Annotated in this window: 13 protein-coding genes; 5 read left to right on the forward strand and 8 right to left on the reverse strand. The window is 44.2% G+C overall.

Annotation, left to right across the window (positions count from 1 at the left end; translation table 11 throughout):
• Positions 1-64: 64 nt before the first annotated feature.
• Together DV872_RS18415 and DV872_RS18420 are read right to left on the reverse strand one after the other, a co-directional pair.
• Complete coding sequence (locus DV872_RS18415) at positions 65-1129, reverse strand: diacylglycerol kinase family protein (protein ID WP_114631426.1); 1065 nt, start codon at positions 1127-1129, stop codon at positions 65-67.
• Between the two features lie 72 nt (positions 1130-1201).
• A complete protein-coding gene (locus tag DV872_RS18420) occupies positions 1202-2602 on the reverse strand; it encodes a sodium:alanine symporter family protein (RefSeq protein WP_230391602.1) in 1401 nt (466 codons plus the stop codon).
• Between the two features lie 360 nt (positions 2603-2962).
• Between DV872_RS18420 and DV872_RS18425 the strand changes: the two genes are divergently transcribed.
• Positions 2963-4459, forward strand: a complete 1497-nt coding sequence (locus tag DV872_RS18425; RefSeq protein WP_114631427.1) for an acyl-CoA dehydrogenase family protein — start codon at positions 2963-2965, stop codon at positions 4457-4459.
• Positions 4460-4553: 94 nt separating this feature from the next.
• Positions 4554-4733 (forward strand): hypothetical protein, encoded by a 180-nt coding sequence (locus tag DV872_RS18430; RefSeq protein WP_114631428.1) that lies wholly within the window; start codon positions 4554-4556, stop codon positions 4731-4733.
• Between the two features lie 4 nt (positions 4734-4737).
• On the opposite strand, the gene DV872_RS18435 is transcribed toward DV872_RS18430, so the two are convergent.
• From DV872_RS18435 to DV872_RS18455, 5 genes are all read right to left on the reverse strand, one after another.
• A complete protein-coding gene (locus DV872_RS18435; RefSeq protein ID WP_114631429.1) occupies positions 4738-7881 on the reverse strand; it encodes an efflux RND transporter permease subunit in 3144 nt (1047 codons plus the stop codon).
• Positions 7878-8942, reverse strand: coding sequence for an efflux RND transporter periplasmic adaptor subunit (locus tag DV872_RS18440; RefSeq protein ID WP_114631430.1), 1065 nt, complete (start codon positions 8940-8942; stop codon positions 7878-7880). Before DV872_RS18440 ends, DV872_RS18435 begins: the two co-directional genes overlap by 4 nt.
• 25 nt (positions 8943-8967) lie before the next feature.
• Complete coding sequence (locus DV872_RS18445; RefSeq protein ID WP_114631431.1) at positions 8968-10299, reverse strand: TolC family protein; 1332 nt, start codon at positions 10297-10299, stop codon at positions 8968-8970.
• Positions 10300-10402: 103 nt separating this feature from the next.
• On the reverse strand, positions 10403-11296 hold the full coding sequence (locus DV872_RS18450) for a metallophosphoesterase (RefSeq protein WP_114631432.1): 894 nt from the start codon (positions 11294-11296) through the stop codon (positions 10403-10405).
• A complete protein-coding gene (locus DV872_RS18455; protein WP_114631433.1) occupies positions 11293-11967 on the reverse strand; it encodes a hypothetical protein in 675 nt (224 codons plus the stop codon). Before DV872_RS18455 ends, DV872_RS18450 begins: the two co-directional genes overlap by 4 nt.
• A gap of 176 nt (positions 11968-12143) precedes the next feature.
• Here DV872_RS18455 and DV872_RS18460 point away from each other — a divergent pair, with 176 nt between their 5' ends.
• The 3 genes from DV872_RS18460 (at position 12144) to DV872_RS18470 (ending at position 14672) form a co-directional block, all read left to right on the forward strand.
• Positions 12144-13172 (forward strand): fatty acid desaturase, encoded by a 1029-nt coding sequence (locus tag DV872_RS18460; protein WP_114631434.1) that lies wholly within the window; start codon positions 12144-12146, stop codon positions 13170-13172.
• A 30-nt stretch (positions 13173-13202) separates the two neighbouring features.
• Positions 13203-14018 (forward strand): sugar phosphate isomerase/epimerase, encoded by an 816-nt coding sequence (locus tag DV872_RS18465; RefSeq protein WP_114631435.1) that lies wholly within the window; start codon positions 13203-13205, stop codon positions 14016-14018.
• Positions 14019-14081: 63 nt separating this feature from the next.
• Positions 14082-14672: a hypothetical protein gene (locus tag DV872_RS18470; protein WP_114631436.1), complete on the forward strand. Its 591-nt coding sequence runs from the start codon at positions 14082-14084 to the stop codon at positions 14670-14672.
• Here DV872_RS18470 and DV872_RS18475 read toward each other — a convergent pair.
• On the reverse strand, positions 14653-15621 hold the full coding sequence (locus DV872_RS18475) for a carboxylesterase (RefSeq protein ID WP_114631437.1): 969 nt from the start codon (positions 15619-15621) through the stop codon (positions 14653-14655). The genes DV872_RS18470 and DV872_RS18475 overlap by 20 nt on opposite strands.
• Between the last annotated feature and the right edge of the window lie 293 nt (positions 15622-15914).

Here is a 15914-nt window from a genome sequence, read left to right on the forward strand (position 1 = left end):
AATAAAGAAAGTATGTATTTTGTGAAAATGAAGAAAATATCCACCAATCTTATTTACGGATAACTCAATCCTGATTCAGCATGTGTATGGGATGGAATTTCTCATGAAAACTCCGGGGAACGAGAAAATTCAGAGCCTCGGGTTCCACTTCGATCCGGATATCTCCCTCTGTCTCCTTCAGCTCGCCATCAATATGAAACATTCTCCCGGGCATCCCCTTCAGGGTCATCTCTTTTATTTTGTAATGTTCGATCAGGGGTAAACCCCGTTTCGCATTCCATTGGTTGATTCTCTGATACAGACCATTCCATAGATTAAAAAGCTGAAAGGGTATACTCAAGGGACTCGTTATATTGAAGAGGTAAACATCAAAGCGTCCGTCATTGCACACCACATCCGGACATATCTTGTAGTACCAGCCGAAATAGGGGCGGACGCCCAGTTCGATAAGGGGTGCCCATGTTTTAATATGGTAGTTATTAAAGGGAAATTCAGCATTGCTTCTAGTCCCCCTGAAGGCGAAGCGGCCCTCTTTCATCTCAAGAAACTGGGGCTCCTCCAACAGTCTGGTTTCATTCCAGATTATTTTTACGGCGGGGATAACATAGGGAATAAAGCCGGGGTGGGGGGCCCTGTCACCCTGGATTCTTTTATTCATGTTTCTGGCTTGAAGAATCTTTGCATCAAGACCCGTTCCGAAGAGCTGACCATATCTTTCTTTATCATCATAACTGATCTTCAAGAGATCTACTTTTTGTGTCAGCTCCTCTGCCATGCTGATGAGATATGTTTTAACCTGAGCCGATAATCCCTTGGGTACCTCATAACTGTCCTGAATACCGTTGCCGCTGCCACCTCTTAAGAAACCAACGGCTATCTGTTTTCTTCTTTCCGGGTCTGTTTCCTTCATAAGACAGTTGAGAGCCAGGTTTGCCGTTCCGTCTCCCCCCCAGATCAGAAGATAAGAGTTATCCGAGGCTATGAATTGACGAATCAGTTCCTCAAAATGCTCGGGGCTTTTACTTTCTACGATAGTTCCGCCATGAACATAGCGCATCAACTTTTTCAGTTCTTTTGCAAACCAGGGATAGCGGCCGGGATTTATGATGAGATGAAAGTTTTTGTTCATTCAGAATATCCTCTCCCATTCAGTATAGTGAAAATATAGCAGGGCTGAGGGGAAATCCTGATATTCATACCCTTACAGGACTGAAACAGGCTGTCCTGTTGAACCGGACATTACATCTTCTTTTGCATCGTTTGCTGTCTGAAAGATAATCGTACTGAGGGCAATCAAAGCTATCAGGTTGGGAAGGGCCATCAGACCGTTGAATGTGTCCGACAGATCCCAGACAATCCCGATTTTTAGTACCGTTCCCACAAGGGCTGAGGCCAGAAATAAAACTTTATACACGACAATAGATTTTGTCCCTGCTATGTATTCGAGACATTTGGAGCCATAGTAGTACCATCCCAGAATCGTTGAGAAGGCAAAGAAGATCAGGCCGAGAGATACAAGGTATTTTCCGATGCCCGGCAGTGATGCATCAAAGGCTCTTGTTGTCAGAGCGGCTCCGTTCAGACCGTCTACAACCGTCATCATGCCGTCTGCGCCAATGCTTACCAGTCCTGAGACAAGAATTACCAGCGCGGTCATGGTACAGATAATAAGGGTATCAATAAATGATCCCAGAGATGCAATCAGTCCCTGTGTATAGGGATTGTTGTTTGAGGATGCCGCATGGGCAATGGGAGCACTTCCCAGACCGGCTTCATTGGAGAAAACGCCTCTGGCTACACCCAGTCTGATGACTGTTCCCACCAGCCCGCCAGTGACGGCACTGCTGTTAAAGGCATTTGAGAAAATCATGGAGAAAGCTGCGGGAATGCGGGATGCCTGGCCGACAAGAACAGCCAGTGAACCGGCTACAAAAAACAGTGCCATAAGTGGGACTATCTTTGAAGTCACCTTTGCAATGGATTTAATTCCGCCCACAATCACAAGGGCTGTGAGAACGGTCAGAATAATCCCTGTCCAGAGGGGAGGAATGTCGAATCCAGTATTCAGAGCAGCCGCAACAGAGTTGGACTGAACCATGCTTCCGATTCCGAAGGAGGCAAATACACCGAAGAAGGCAAATAGCCAGCCAAGCCATCCCCAGTTTCCGCCGAATTTGTCTTTCATACCGTTTTTGATATAGTACATGGGACCGCCGGACTGTTCGCCTTTGTCATTGGTTTCCCTGTATTTAATAGCCAGAACAGCTTCACCGAATTTTGTGGCACCACCGAAGGCCGCGGTCATCCACATCCAAAATACGGCTCCGGGACCACCCAGGGCTATGGCTGTTGCTACACCGGCAATATTTCCGGTTCCGATTGTGGCTGACAGGGATGTCATGAGGGCCTGAAAAGGTGTTATATCACCTGTGCCTGCATGATCCTTTGAGAAGAGAAGGCGAAAGGCCTTTCCCAGTTTTCTGAATTGAACAAATCTGGTTCCCACAGAGAGTAGAATCCCTGTACCTACAAGAAAAATGATCATAACAGGACCCCAGGCAAAGCTGTTGATCCTGGATATAAGAGATGAGAAAAGTTCCAAAAGAAGGCTCCTTCATAGAGATTACAATAGGAATTGATCATATTTCTTAGAGTATTTCCCTGTATTGATCAAGCAGTCAGAGGAGTAGGTGAATGCATGAAACATAGTTTATTATTATAAAACATTCGTTATTCGTAATAATCATTTCCTTAATCTTATATATTCGAAAATTCAAAGATTTTAATTGATGAGATTAGAATTCTCAAAATATTTTTTAAATTAAAATCAGAATACTGACAGGCCCCAAAAGAATTCATTTCTGTATGGATAATCAGATTTTCATTAGACATTCCTAACATAAGTAGCTATAGTGTTATTAATATAATAGTTAAAAGGTATTATATATGGAGTTCACAGATTATGCCAGAAAATTTTAATGACTATCTCAAGGGATATCAGAAAAGTCTGAAACAGCTGTTTCAAGACCAGTCCTTTCAGGATAATACAGATCATAAGAGAGGAATTCCTTCCTCCATTATGGATCAAATTTCCACTCTTTCTCCCTCATCAGTTTCAATCCCCGAGAGTTTTGGAGGGCGAGGGAGTCATCCTTCTGAAATTCTGAGCCTCCTGGAGTGTACATCCTATGAATCACTCCCCCTATCTCTTATTCTCGGAATCAATGGTGCCCTTTTTCTGGAGCCATTAGCCAAATATGGGCATGAGACTGCAAAAGAAGAAACATTCAAAAAATTCATTGAAAATCATTCTCTGGGTGGATTGATGATTACTGAGCCGGATCACGGCACGGATGCTCTTGCCATGAAGACCAGCTGGCAGAAGAGTGACAGGGGTTATACCATTGAAGGGCAGAAACACTGGGCCGGCCTGAGCGGCAGGGCCGATTACTGGTTAATGACAGCCCGGGAAAAGAAATCAGGTACAGAGCTCAAGCGGGATATTGATTTTTTTATATGTGATACATCAGATCCACGGCAGTATGTGAAGCCTGTCGAGGAATTTTCAAACCTGGGTCTCTATATGATCCCCTATGCCTTGAATCAAGTGGATGTGGAAGTACCTTCCCATCACAGGCTGGTACCGGTTAAATCAGGTATACGATTGATGCAGGATCTTCTTCATCGAAGCCGCATGAGATTTCCAGGGATGGCTTCCGGTTTTATTCACCGTATGCTGGATGAGGCTGTCAAACATACTCAGGAACGATTTGTCAGCGGTAAAGCCCTCAATTCTTATGATCAGGTGCAGAAACGTCTTTCAGACCTTCAGGCGGATTATACCATCGCATCCGCATTCTGCCGTCATTCCGCTGGAATTTCTTCCATTGAGAATGATCTGTCGGGTCGATCTCTGGAAGCCAATATTCATAAAACGGTTCTCAGTGATATGATGCAGAATGCCTCCCAGTCCCTGTTGCAGCTTGTGGGAGCGAAAGGGTATAAGCTGAATCACATTGCCGGACGATCAGTTGTGGACAGCCGCCCCTTTCAGATCTTTGAAGGTTCCAATGATGTCATATACCAGCAGGTGGCCGATCAATTCATCAAGCATATGAATTTAATGAAGGAATTTGATCTCTATAGAGCTCTCAATACACACCCTCTCACAGGAAAGATTGCAGATCGTTTAAGGAAAATTACAAATTTATCAATTAATCCCAATATGATTCAAAGGAAAAAAGTCGAATTGGGAAAAATACTGGGAAGAATAACCAGCCTGGAATGGACTCTGGATCTGGAGATCGCAGGATATGATCCGTCTCTGATTAAGCAGGCATTGGATTCCATGACAGAAAGAATACAGGCCCTCCTGGGCAGCTTCCATGGTATGAATCAATCCTCATATATTCCAGTGGCGTTGAACAGGACCGCCGCCTGGCAGGATACCCTTTTATAATGTGATCACCCCTTTTTGTGTGTTGTATAATGATTCAATGTCTGTCCCAATTGTTATTCTTTATTAGAAGATGACAGGTATGAAGGAGAATCATATGAATGCAGATAAGAAGAATGAAGACAAAAGCAGCTGGGCTACAGGAGGAGGGGTGCTCCTGGGATTGGGTATCGGATTCTTTTTTCTTCAAACATCTGTCTTTGCCTTTATAGGTTGTATGCTCGCCGGACTGGGGCTGGGACTGATCCTGACTGCAATATTATCAAAATCAAAGTGATGGATCAGGGTATAATCAGCTTTTTCATTCTCTTATTCCTGTGAGCCTTTTTCTTTGTTCGCCGTCCATTCAGCAGGCTGTACATTATGGGTGTTACAAAGAGAGTAATCACCGTACTCACAGCCAGACCGCCCACAACGGTCTGACCGATGGGGCGGATAAACTCTGTACCTTCCCCGGGAAAAAATCCCATGGGGAGCATACCCAGTATTGTCGTCAGGCTGGTCATCAGGATCGGTCTGAAACGGTTCTGTCCCGCATTGAGAATAGCTTGAGTCAGCTCCTCTCCCCGGCTGCGAAGCAGGTTGGTATAGTCTACAAGGACAATTCCATTGTTAACGACTATTCCCGCAAGGACTACGATACCCACAGCAGAAAAGATACTGAAAGCTTCTCCTGAGATTTTATATACACCTACAACTCCGATCAGGAGCAGAGGTATTGAGAAGAAGATAATCAAAGGATCAACAAGGGACTCAAAGAGACTGGCCATTACGGCAAATACCATTATCACGGCTACAACAATGATGATTACAAAAGGTGCACTGAACTGCTCAATCTCTCTGGATTCTCCTCCGTAGGAGATCTCAACACCTTCAGGAACAACGTATTGAGTCTTGAGAAGCTCCTCAATTACAGGCTGAATCTCAGTCACGGCAACACCGTCAGCCAGGCCGGCAGTTACATGAAGGACCCTTGTCTCATTTTCTCTGTTGATGCTTCTGGGGCCGACAGTCTCTTCAAGACTTGCCAGGTTCATCAGAGCTATCATGTCTCCTGATGCTGTCCGTATATACTGAGATTGAAGGTCTCCCAGGGTCGTTCTGTTATCTTCATTCAGCTGAACATGAATATCCAGCTCTGTACCGTCTTTCCAGTAGGTTGTTGCAGTTCTGCCGTCTACCAGATTCCTGATGGTGGAGGCTATGGTGGAACTGCTGAGACCCAGTCCTGAGGCTCTATCTGTATTTATGCGTATACGGTATTCCGGCCCACCGTCTTCCATGGAGGAGGCCGGGTCTTCTACCTGAGGCAGGTTTTCCTTCAGGAGGTCCCTGATTTCCAGAGCCGTTTCACTGGCCAGATCCAGATCATTGGAATATATTTCGATGTCCACGGGAGAGCTGCTTCTCATCCTTCGGCCGGAGGAGAAGGAAAACGTCGCTTCGGGAAACTGATTAAGGTAAGGTCTCAATTTATTCTGGATATCACTGGGCGTGTCTATCTGGCTTCCAAGTTCAGGCAGATTTATCTCAATTCTTCCCGTATTGCTGCTGCTGCCGGAGCCGATGTTGAGGATCAGGTTTTCATACCCTTCCACCTCTTCTTCAACGATTTTTCTCATCTCCTGGATAAAAATCTCTGTTCTCTCAAGAGTTGTCCCCATGGGCATGGTCAGGTTGATTGATACTCTGTCATCCGTTCTGGGTCTGGGCTGCAGATTGATTCCCAGAGTCGTGAAGAGCTGGACTGAGATAATCAGTATAACAACTACGAGAGTCAGGATAAGAGCTCTGTTTTTCAGGGCGAAGATGAGGGCCTTTCTGTATCCCTTTTCTACACTGATCAGAAAGTCTTCAAGTTTCGTATCCAGGAAGAGAAGAAACCTGTTTTTTAGAGGTTTCTGTTTTCTTGAGTCAAGCTTAAGAAAGTGACTGCTCAGGGCCGGTACAAGAGTGACAGCTGTGATCAGGGAGATAATCAGGGAGAGGACTACAGTGAAGATCATATCTTCAAACATCTGTCCCATCATTTCCAGATTGTCCTTCCATATAATCAGAGGGATAAAAACACAGAGGGTTGTCATTGTAGAGGCCATAATCGCCGTTACCATCTCCCTTGAGCCGAGGATAGCGGCAGGACCCAGTTTTGCGCCCCTCTCTCTGTAGCGGTAGATATTTTCAAGGATAACAATGGAATTGTCCACGATCATCCCAAGACCCAGTATTAATCCGGTGAGGCTTATCATATTCAGTGTCAGACCGAAGAAATACATTCCCATCATGGTTACCAGAAGGGCAATGGGAATGGAGAGTCCGATTATAAGGGTACTCTTTATATTTCGGAGAAAGAAGAAGAGTACCAGCATCGCCAAAATAGCCCCCTGAATGGCTGACTTATAGACCTGTCCCAGGGTATTTCTGATCATGGTTGTGTTGTCATACAGGATAGAGAGTTTTATGCCCGAAGGTAATTGTTGATTGATTTCCGGCAGGGCTTTTATGATCTGATCGGAAACCTGAACGGTATTACTTCCTGACTCATTCTGGATAGACAGAGATATAGAGGGGCTGCCGTTTACATAAACAATGGATTGTATATCCTTATTTGTCTCGTAAATATCTGCGATGTCCTCCAGCCGAACCACTCGGGAGCGGTTGATGGATTTTGATGTTTCAGAGGAGTTCAGAGTTGTTATAACTGTCCTTCTTATCTCCTCAAGACTGCTGTATTTCTCATCAACCCGCAAAGTGTATTCCAGTCCATCTTTTGATACAGTTCCGGCACCCGACTGAATATTCCGGGAGGATAGAGCCGAGGATATCTGAGAGAGGGTGAGATTGTAGGCTTCCAGACGGCTTTGTGAAACATCAACCTTGATCTGCTTTGTATCTCCACCCCTTACTTCTGCAGATGAGACACCTTCCAGCCTTTCAAGAAGGGGCTGAACTGTATCTTCGGCAATGGATTTCAGCTTATCCGAAGGTTCATTCCCCTGGACAATAAGAGTCATAATTGCCTGACTGGACAGATCAAACTTGAAGATGGATGGTGAGTCTGCGCCGTCGGGGAGTGCTCTGGTGACTCTTTCAAGGGAATCCCGTACATCTGTAGTGGCTTCATCCAGGTCGGTGCTGTAATCAAATTCCAGCCTGATACTGCTTCTGCCCTCACTGGAGGTCGAGTTCAGCTCTTTCAAACCCGATACATTGGACAACTGTTTTTCAAGCAGTCTTGTGACACTCTCCTCAACTTCAAGAGGACCCGCTCCAGTGTAGGAGGTTCTTATAGAAATAAAGGGAGGGCTAACAGAGGGATAAAGATCTACTGCAAGGTCGGGTACCATAAAGATTGCAAGACCGACAAAGAGTGCAGTCAGAATAATAATTGTGACCGGACGTTTTACGGCAAGCTCGGTTATATTCATTGTCTGGCCTCAAGGTCCACAGTTCTCACTTGTGTACCATCGGTCAGTTTATTCTGCCCCTGGGTTATTACGAGTTCTCCCTCTCTGATTCCATCAAGAATCTCAATCTGTTCATCAGATGATAGCCCGGTTGAGACGATCCGTCGCCGGGCCAGTCCATTTTCGTCAATGACATAAACAGCGGAATCACCATAATAGGAGAAGAGCGCCTGGCTGGGGATGCCCAGAGTATTCAGACTCTCTCTGGTTATCAGTTTCATTGTAGAGAACATTCCGGGGCGAATACGGCTGTCTCTCTTCATCAGTTTCAATTTTACCGAAAGAGTTCTTGTATTGGCATCCATCACAGGATTTATTTCTATAATTGCAGCCTTGAAATTCTCTCCCGGGAAGGCATCGAATGTGACGCTTGCAGTCAGTCCTTTCTTCAGGGTTGATACAAACCGTTCGGGGATGTAAGTCATAATTACCAGATCATCAAGATCACCGATGGTGGCAATGGGGCTGGAAGTTGTGACCTTGTCTCCCACCTGTAAGGGGAGCTCAATAACGGTTCCGGAAATAGTACTGCGAACGGTGCTGGCACTGTAGTTCTGTCCCGGAAGAGAGGGGTCCACAGAGGCGATTATTTCTCCCTTCTCAATGCTGTCTCCCAGGCTGATTTTCCGGGAAACAAGTTTTCCATTTGTATCGGAATATATCTCTACGGAAGTCTCGACAGTCACATCACCGTTTATCTTGATATACTGATTTACATCTGTTATTTTGACTTTGTAGGTCTCTACTGCAACTGCATTTTCACTTCTGGCGGAAGAGTCTGAAGGGCGTTGGCTGTTCGCCGGGCGCTGATTCTCTGTAGGACGCTGACCTTCTGTGGAGGACGGCCTTTCAGTCCCCTGAGCAGATGAGGGTCGTCCCCCACCATAGGCTGAAGATTTCGAAGACCCTTTTCCTGAATCTCCAGCTGATATATTTAAAAAGATCATTACGCTGATTCCTGATGCAATCATAAGCAGCAGGATGATCTGTACTAGACGATCAGTCCTATTTTTGTCAGCCATTATATTGTCCTCCACTTGTTGTTGATTAGAATATCTCTTCTATAGAATCCAGATTTAATGCATATTTTAAATCTATCAGTCCGGACAGATACTGGTATTGACTGCTCAGTTTCTGCTGTATTGCACTGAGATAACTCTGCTGTGCATCCTCCACTTCAAGGCGTTCCATAACTCCCTGGTTATAACTTTCCTCGGTCATCTCATAGGATTTTTGTGCCAGAATCACATTCAGACCGGCAAGTTCTATCTTTTCCTGGGAGGTCATAAGATTCTGTGTCAGGTTCAGAATCTCAGTTCTAGCACTGTCCATCATTGCCGACAGGCTTATTTTTGCCTGATCAATGCGGTCCTGTGTCTGACTGACTGCTGTCTTCTGAGCTGAGCCGGGAATGTATCCATCCAGAGGAATACGCAGGCTGAGCCCGAGATTAGCCGTATCGGACCATGTATCAGGAAGCCATCCGTCATTCAGAAAGGGATCATTCACTGAGGTACTCCATCCTCCAGAGAGAGTTAAATTGGGGCTGAATCCCGAAGCTCTTGTACTCTTTCTGCTGTTTTCCATTGATTCAATCTTATTCTGCTGTGCCTGAATATCCTGACGTGAGCCGATATATCTATTGATAAGTTCAGAAGAATCAAGCCGGACTGCAGCCTGTTCCAGATTTCCTGTGAGTTCAACACTACTTTCGGGGTCCATTCCCAGAAGGATCAGAAAGCTTCGTTGCCTGGTATCATAGTCACTACGGGACTGGCTGAGTTCGGGCTTATAATCGGCTGCAGAGACCTGAGCCTGTAATACCCGCAGCTCCGAAGCAAATCCGTTTTTATAGTTTTCCAGAGTCTGCCTGTAGCGTTTTTCCGCTAATTCCTGATTTTTTTCCATAATATCAAGATTGGTTCTGATCGCCAGAAGGTAATAGAACTCTTTTTCTACATCACGGATCAGTTGTTTCTGAGCTGTTTCGTAAGAAATCCTGCTTGATTCAAAATCAATTCTGGTCTGTTCCATCTTATAGATCAGTCCGGTATTCAGAGGAAGAGATAAGGAGAGTCCCGCATTGAATGTCAGCGGGCTTCCTGAATCGATGACTGAGGAGTTTGTTAAATTGGAGATTGCAGTATCTCTGTATGCCAGCCCTGTGGAGGCACTGATTCCCGGTATCAGAGAATTCCATCTGTTGTCATAACTTTTTTGGGAAGATTCAGTCTGAAGGCCTGTTATCTGAAAGTTTTTATTCTGCTCCAGGGCTGATTTGACACTGTCTTCAACATTTAGATTCACAATTTCCTGAGCAGACAAGGCTGCTGTGAATAAGATTAAAAGACCCATAGCGGTTAATCTTTTATTCGTCATATTTTCTCCAGATGCTCTTATTGTCCACAGTATACCCTGAGTGAGGGAGTGAAGAAAATCAGAATTGAATATAACAGGTATATTTTTTCAGGATTACAGCAGACTATTCTACCTGGATACTGAGCTTCTCATAGTCGATAGTTCCCGCATTTACCAATACCCTTAGATAGGATGTAGAGCTGTGAACCAGAGGTTCCAGAATTATATACTGTACACCCTTGATCTCTCTTGAATCCCAATGATGATTATGTCCTGTAAAAACTATATCTACACCATTTTCAGAAAAGAGATTCATCAGTTTATAGATCTCTTCAGGAGAGGAGAACTGCACCACCGTATTGATTCCGGTGGAAAAGAAGTTCGAATGGGTAAAAACAACAATATGGTCCCAGTTTTCGGCTTCTTCTGCCAGTGTCTCTTCCAGCCATTTCATCTGTCTGCCACCCAGAGTGCTGTTTCCCGAATCCAGGCTGATTGCCAGAAGGGATCCCTCAGCGCCTCTGTTTCCCACAGAAAAGGTATATACCGTTCGTCCCAGTATATTCCTGTAGTTATTCCAGCCTTTAAAATAGAGATCATGATTACCGATGGACTGGAACCAGGGAAGTCCTGAGCTGTCCAATGAGTTTTTGTAATTCTGAATCTGCTCTGAAGTACCGCTTTGAGTACTGTCTCCGCAATCCAGTATGAATAAGTCACTGTTTCCTGAAGGAGGGGCGATCTCCCTTTGTATAAAATCTCTCAACCTGCTGTCAGCAGATCCATCTATATGAACATCTGATATCACAGTGAAACTGTAGGATGCCGGGGCGTCCTTCAGTGACAATGAATTCTGTCTGTATTCTTCAGAATGATAGGGGAGGGAGCCGCTCTCAGCAAAACGTTCATCAGGACTTGATTCACTTGAGAAGAACCCCAGAAAATCGACTCCCATGGAGCAGCCCGATAAACAGAGAATCAGGGAAATGAGCAGTGCCAACTTCATCTTAATCATCATAAAAATACCCTGATGCCTATTTCAGCGAAAAAAGCTGTGAGGTATGAGCTGAAAGCGGCCTGACCGGCATCATGGAGTCCGAAATCTGCAGTGATCATCCAGTTCTCATTTATAGGAAATCTATTACCCAGGGTGTGATACAGAGTTGTTACATTATCTGCCCTGAATAAATCGAAATTAGCCATTTTGTAGTAAAGCTCCCAGTGTTTTATGTTCAGGATATTCAGCTGGAGGCGATAGAGGATATGCGCTGAAAATACATTGTCGGAATAACTGGTCCAGCGGAAACTGCTTCCCAGTTCAATTTCTACAAAGCGGCTGAGTAGAGCGATAGTGGGAAACAGGGATATCTCCCTTATTTCATACTGTGGAAAGTCCCGTATCAGAACAGTCAGATTATAACTGAGAAATGACGGTAGATTTCCTACAGAGGCAGTAATATACAATCTCTCAGGAAAGGCATGAAAGGCAGTTGAAAAACCGCTGCCCATACTTAGGAATTCATTGACATCGAAATCGCTCTGAAAAAACAGTTCATTACGGACGCCCAGGGTTCGGTGATACTCGTATCTGTAAGAACTTCCCATAGAAGCTGTTGTATCATCATCCCCTGCAAGTGGTAGAGTGATGAACAGCATCAATAGGGGGATTCCGATATGAAGTGATTTCATACTCACATACTATATTTTCTACTTCCCTTTGTCAAAAAACAGACCAACCCGGAGTTCATCATTGATAAAGAATGTAAAAATGAATAAGTACAATTATTCGTAATTTATTACCTATACTGTTTAAATATAAGGAGGTTAGTATTAATAATCTTAATATAACGGGAGAATCATATTAAATGGCAGAGCGCATAAAGTTTTATAAAACAGCAGTAGACAGGGATAAATTGAGAGCATTGACAAAAAGAAGAGATCTTCCCGGTCTGATCCAGTGTTTAAGCCTCCTTTTTATCTACCTTTTTACAACAGCAGTGAGTGTCTATTTCTTTAATATGAAAATGTGGATACTCATGATTATCGCCTGTTATATCCATGCTATGTTCAGTGGATTTCTGGGTATGTCTTCCTCTATTCATGAACTAAGTCATAAAACACCCTTTAAGACAAAAGCACTTAATGAGTTTTTCTATTACCTGTTTGCCTTTCTGAGCTGGAATAATCCGGTTCATTTCAGAGAAAGCCATACCAGACACCATCACCTTACTGTATTTAAGGGAAGAGACAAAGAAGTTGTCCTCTCTCCGGCTCCCTTCGGCTTTATTGATTTTCTGAGCTGGTTTACATTTGATTACAAGAAGTTTCATCTCATTATGAGAGGTCATATCAGCTATTTTTTCGGCAAAGATATGCCGGATACTTTTTTCTGGGACCCTCTGTTTGAAAATAAGGATGATCCAAAACGTAAAGATATGTTCAAATGGTCCCGGATTGAGATTATCGGGCACCTCCTGTTTGCAGCTCTTTTTATCCTGACAGGTCAGTGGGTGCTGATTTTTACCTTCACCAGCAGTTATTTTTTTGCAGACTTTCTAAACAGAGCCTGTGAGATGACACAGCATGTTGGAATGGCTTCTGACATACCCGACTGGAGAATTACATGTCATACCATGGTATTCGGTCCTGTGATCTCTTACTTCTACTGGAACATGAATTATCATATTGAGCACCATATGTTTGCAGCCGTCCCTTTCTATAATCTTAAAAAACTTCATGAGCTCATTGCCCATGATACTCCGGAGCCCGTACTGGGATACTTCGGTGGAATTGCAAAGATCAAAGATCTAATGAAAAAGCAGAGGGCAGATTCCCAGTGGTGTTATATTCCTGTTCTTCCTGAAACTGCAGCTCCTGCAAAAATGACTGAATGACATATTAAAAGTGATTTGAAGGATATTGATATGAAAGTTGAGTTTTACTGTCCCATCTGGGGAAGAGCAGAGCAGCCTTTTGAAGAATTCTGCCAGGATGCAAAAGATGCCGGCTATGACGGGGTGGAGATGCCTTTTTCTCTGGTGGAAAAGGAACGGGATTCTCAGCTCAGTATTCTGAAAGATTCCGGTCTTAAACTCATTTCCCAGCATTGGGAGACCTTTGAGCCTGATTTTGAAAAACATAAGACAGAATATAAGATGCGGCTGAGAAATCTTCTAAAAACAGAGCCTGAATTTATCAGCTCTCAGACGGGACGGGACTGGTTCAGTTTTGAACAAAACCTCGAAATCCTGGCTCTGGCTGCATCAGTAGCTGAAGAGAGCGGAGTCAAGATTACTCATGAAACCCATAGGGGAAAGATGATGTTTGCCGCCCATATTACAAGGCTTTTTCTGGAAAAACTTCCAGCCCTGAGACTGACCCTCGATATAAGTCATTGGTGTAATGTTGCCGAAACTCTTCTTCATGATCAGGAGGATGCGGTTGCTCTGGCTCTTTCCCGAACAGATCATATTCATGCACGGGTAGGATTCGCAGAGAGTCCCCAGGTCCCTGATCCTGCAGCCCCTGAATGGGAAGAGGCTCTGAACCGACATCTGGGCTGGTGGGATGAAGTGATCCGTCAGGCTTCTGAGGCAGGCCGGGAGACTCTTACAATTACCAGCGAATTCGGTCCCTATCCCTATATGATTCATACTCCCTATGAAAATAAACCCATTGCCGATCAGTGGCAGATAAACAGATATATGAAGGATCTGCTGAAAAATCGCTATATGGGCTGAAAAGTTTCACCCTGAACCGCTTATTCTGCTCCATTCCGCCGGGGCAGGGTGTATAATTAGAGTATGTTCCGGCGGCAGTTTTTATTGCTGATGTCAGTTCTCATTTTACTGGGATCAGGAACGGTTCTTTTCGGGCTGGACCCGGGTGATGATTACAAGGCTGAATATAAAGAATCAGGACTCAGAACGGGTGCACTGATTACAGGCTCAGTAATCGGAGCGGGAGTTCTTACCTTTTATTCATTCGGACCCTATACAGGGCTTGATTTCAATAATCATCCTGGAGCCTCTACGCTTATGGTGGGTACCAGCAGCTCCTTTATGATGAGCGGTTCCATTCTTCACAGTAATCTTCTTGCAAGATCCATATACAAAAAAGATAACAGTATTCTGGGTGGTGCATTTAAGGGTGCCTGGACAGGAGCTCTGGCAGGAGGAGTTTCAAACGGTCTGGCTTTTGCAAGTATGCTGGGAATCGGAGTATCCTCAGGAGTTATCAGCTTCAATGATCCCAGTATGAATGGTACTCAGGCCATGTTTACCGGATTTGCGGGAGGGTTTCTCTATGGTGCCGGCTTCGGTGCCCTTATAGGCTGTATTGAAGGAATTATTTACGCCGCAGTTCAAGAGAAAGTCAGGCGTGAAGATCGATAAAGGTCCTGATTTTAGTGAATAACTCATCCCTTATACTGTCGTAAAGGAAAAGCGCATGCCGGCTGTGATCCCAGGCAGATAGATCGGGAGTCCATAACTCCTGCTTTTTAGAGGAAGTGGAGGATCCAATCTTCCAGATGTTTTCAAAGGGAACCTTCTTATCACCTCTGGCATGGATAAGAAGGTGGGGCAGGCTAATTTTCTGCAGTTTGTTTTTAACATGGACCATTGCCATAAAGGTGGAGTAGGCAGGAGGAAGACAGAGTTCCTCATAACCCAGCCAGTTCTCTCCACCGTCAGTTTCCCGGGACAGTCCATCCTTCGTTTTCAGCTTGAAAATAGGTATAACCCAGCTCATTGTTCTTACCAGGCTCAGCCGGGGATCTGTAAGCCTTACCGGGGTGGCCAGGGTGACAATAGAGTTGGGGGCATAGGGACCGATTGAATGCTGTTCGGCCAGTTTCAGGGTCAGTACTCCCCCCATGGAGACACCTATAATATGAAAGGATTCATACTGAGGACGGGATTCTATAAGCAGTTTTTCCACATATCTGTAATACTGTGTGAAACTGCTTTTTATAAAGGTTTCCTTGTTTACACCGTGTCCCGGCAGGCGAGGAGCCAGCACATCGTATCCTGCAGCAACAAAAAGCGGGATATGCTTATGAAAGAGCCATGGAGTGCTGGAAAAACCGTGTATTAGCAGAACAGCTTTAGTATTTCCCTTTTTTATGGATACAGCAGCAGCTTTTTCATCCATAAGAACCGGATTTTCATCCTCATCACAAAATCTTTCTTTGTGGAAGATGGGAGTTGCATTAATCAGTCCGGTAAGTGCAAATAGCAGAAGTATAATTGATATGCCACGGATTGAGCTTGCAGGAAAAGTTATATAGGCAAATAATGAGATGACTGTCAGCGTTGTAAATAATGTATATCTTTTTATCATAATAAATTAAGCCGCTTTTCTATTCCTGCATTTATGGGAGCACTATTCAGTATATCATAAATGAATGGGCAGTTAATCTCCTATCCTGTAAGTTTTTACGAAGAAATAGAGTTGTAATCTGAACATATTTTTAACTTATATGTGATATTCTGTTCATTTTCTATTCTGTTTGATGCTATAATCCGTGTTAATTCTTTGATTTGTTGATTTTATCTTCATAAAGTCAGCAAGAATTAAATAAGCATACGGATTACATATCAATACTCGTTATTATTGAAAAATCCTCTGGAGAA

This window comes from Oceanispirochaeta sp. M1 (assembly GCF_003346715.1).
In the GTDB taxonomy this organism is placed as follows: Bacteria; Spirochaetota; Spirochaetia; order DSM-2461; family DSM-2461; genus Oceanispirochaeta.

Excerpts from the sequence above, each read along its gene's own strand:
- DV872_RS18415 (WP_114631426.1), bottom strand. The coding sequence starts at position 1,129 with ATGAACAAAAACTTTCATCTCATCATAAATCCCGGCCGCTATCCCTGG.
- DV872_RS18425 (WP_114631427.1), top strand. The coding sequence starts at position 2,963 with ATGCCAGAAAATTTTAATGACTATCTCAAGGGATATCAGAAAAGTCTG.
- DV872_RS18430 (WP_114631428.1), top strand. The coding sequence starts at position 4,554 with ATGAATGCAGATAAGAAGAATGAAGACAAAAGCAGCTGGGCTACAGGA.
- DV872_RS18435 (WP_114631429.1), bottom strand. The coding sequence starts at position 7,881 with ATGAATATAACCGAGCTTGCCGTAAAACGTCCGGTCACAATTATTATT.
- DV872_RS18440 (WP_114631430.1), bottom strand. The coding sequence starts at position 8,942 with ATGGCTGACAAAAATAGGACTGATCGTCTAGTACAGATCATCCTGCTG.
- DV872_RS18445 (WP_114631431.1), bottom strand. The coding sequence starts at position 10,299 with ATGACGAATAAAAGATTAACCGCTATGGGTCTTTTAATCTTATTCACA.
- DV872_RS18450 (WP_114631432.1), bottom strand. The coding sequence starts at position 11,296 with ATGATGATTAAGATGAAGTTGGCACTGCTCATTTCCCTGATTCTCTGT.
- DV872_RS18455 (WP_114631433.1), bottom strand. The coding sequence starts at position 11,967 with ATGAAATCACTTCATATCGGAATCCCCCTATTGATGCTGTTCATCACT.
- DV872_RS18460 (WP_114631434.1), top strand. The coding sequence starts at position 12,144 with ATGGCAGAGCGCATAAAGTTTTATAAAACAGCAGTAGACAGGGATAAA.
- DV872_RS18465 (WP_114631435.1), top strand. The coding sequence starts at position 13,203 with ATGAAAGTTGAGTTTTACTGTCCCATCTGGGGAAGAGCAGAGCAGCCT.
- DV872_RS18470 (WP_114631436.1), top strand. The coding sequence starts at position 14,082 with ATGTTCCGGCGGCAGTTTTTATTGCTGATGTCAGTTCTCATTTTACTG.
- DV872_RS18475 (WP_114631437.1), bottom strand. The coding sequence starts at position 15,621 with ATGATAAAAAGATATACATTATTTACAACGCTGACAGTCATCTCATTA.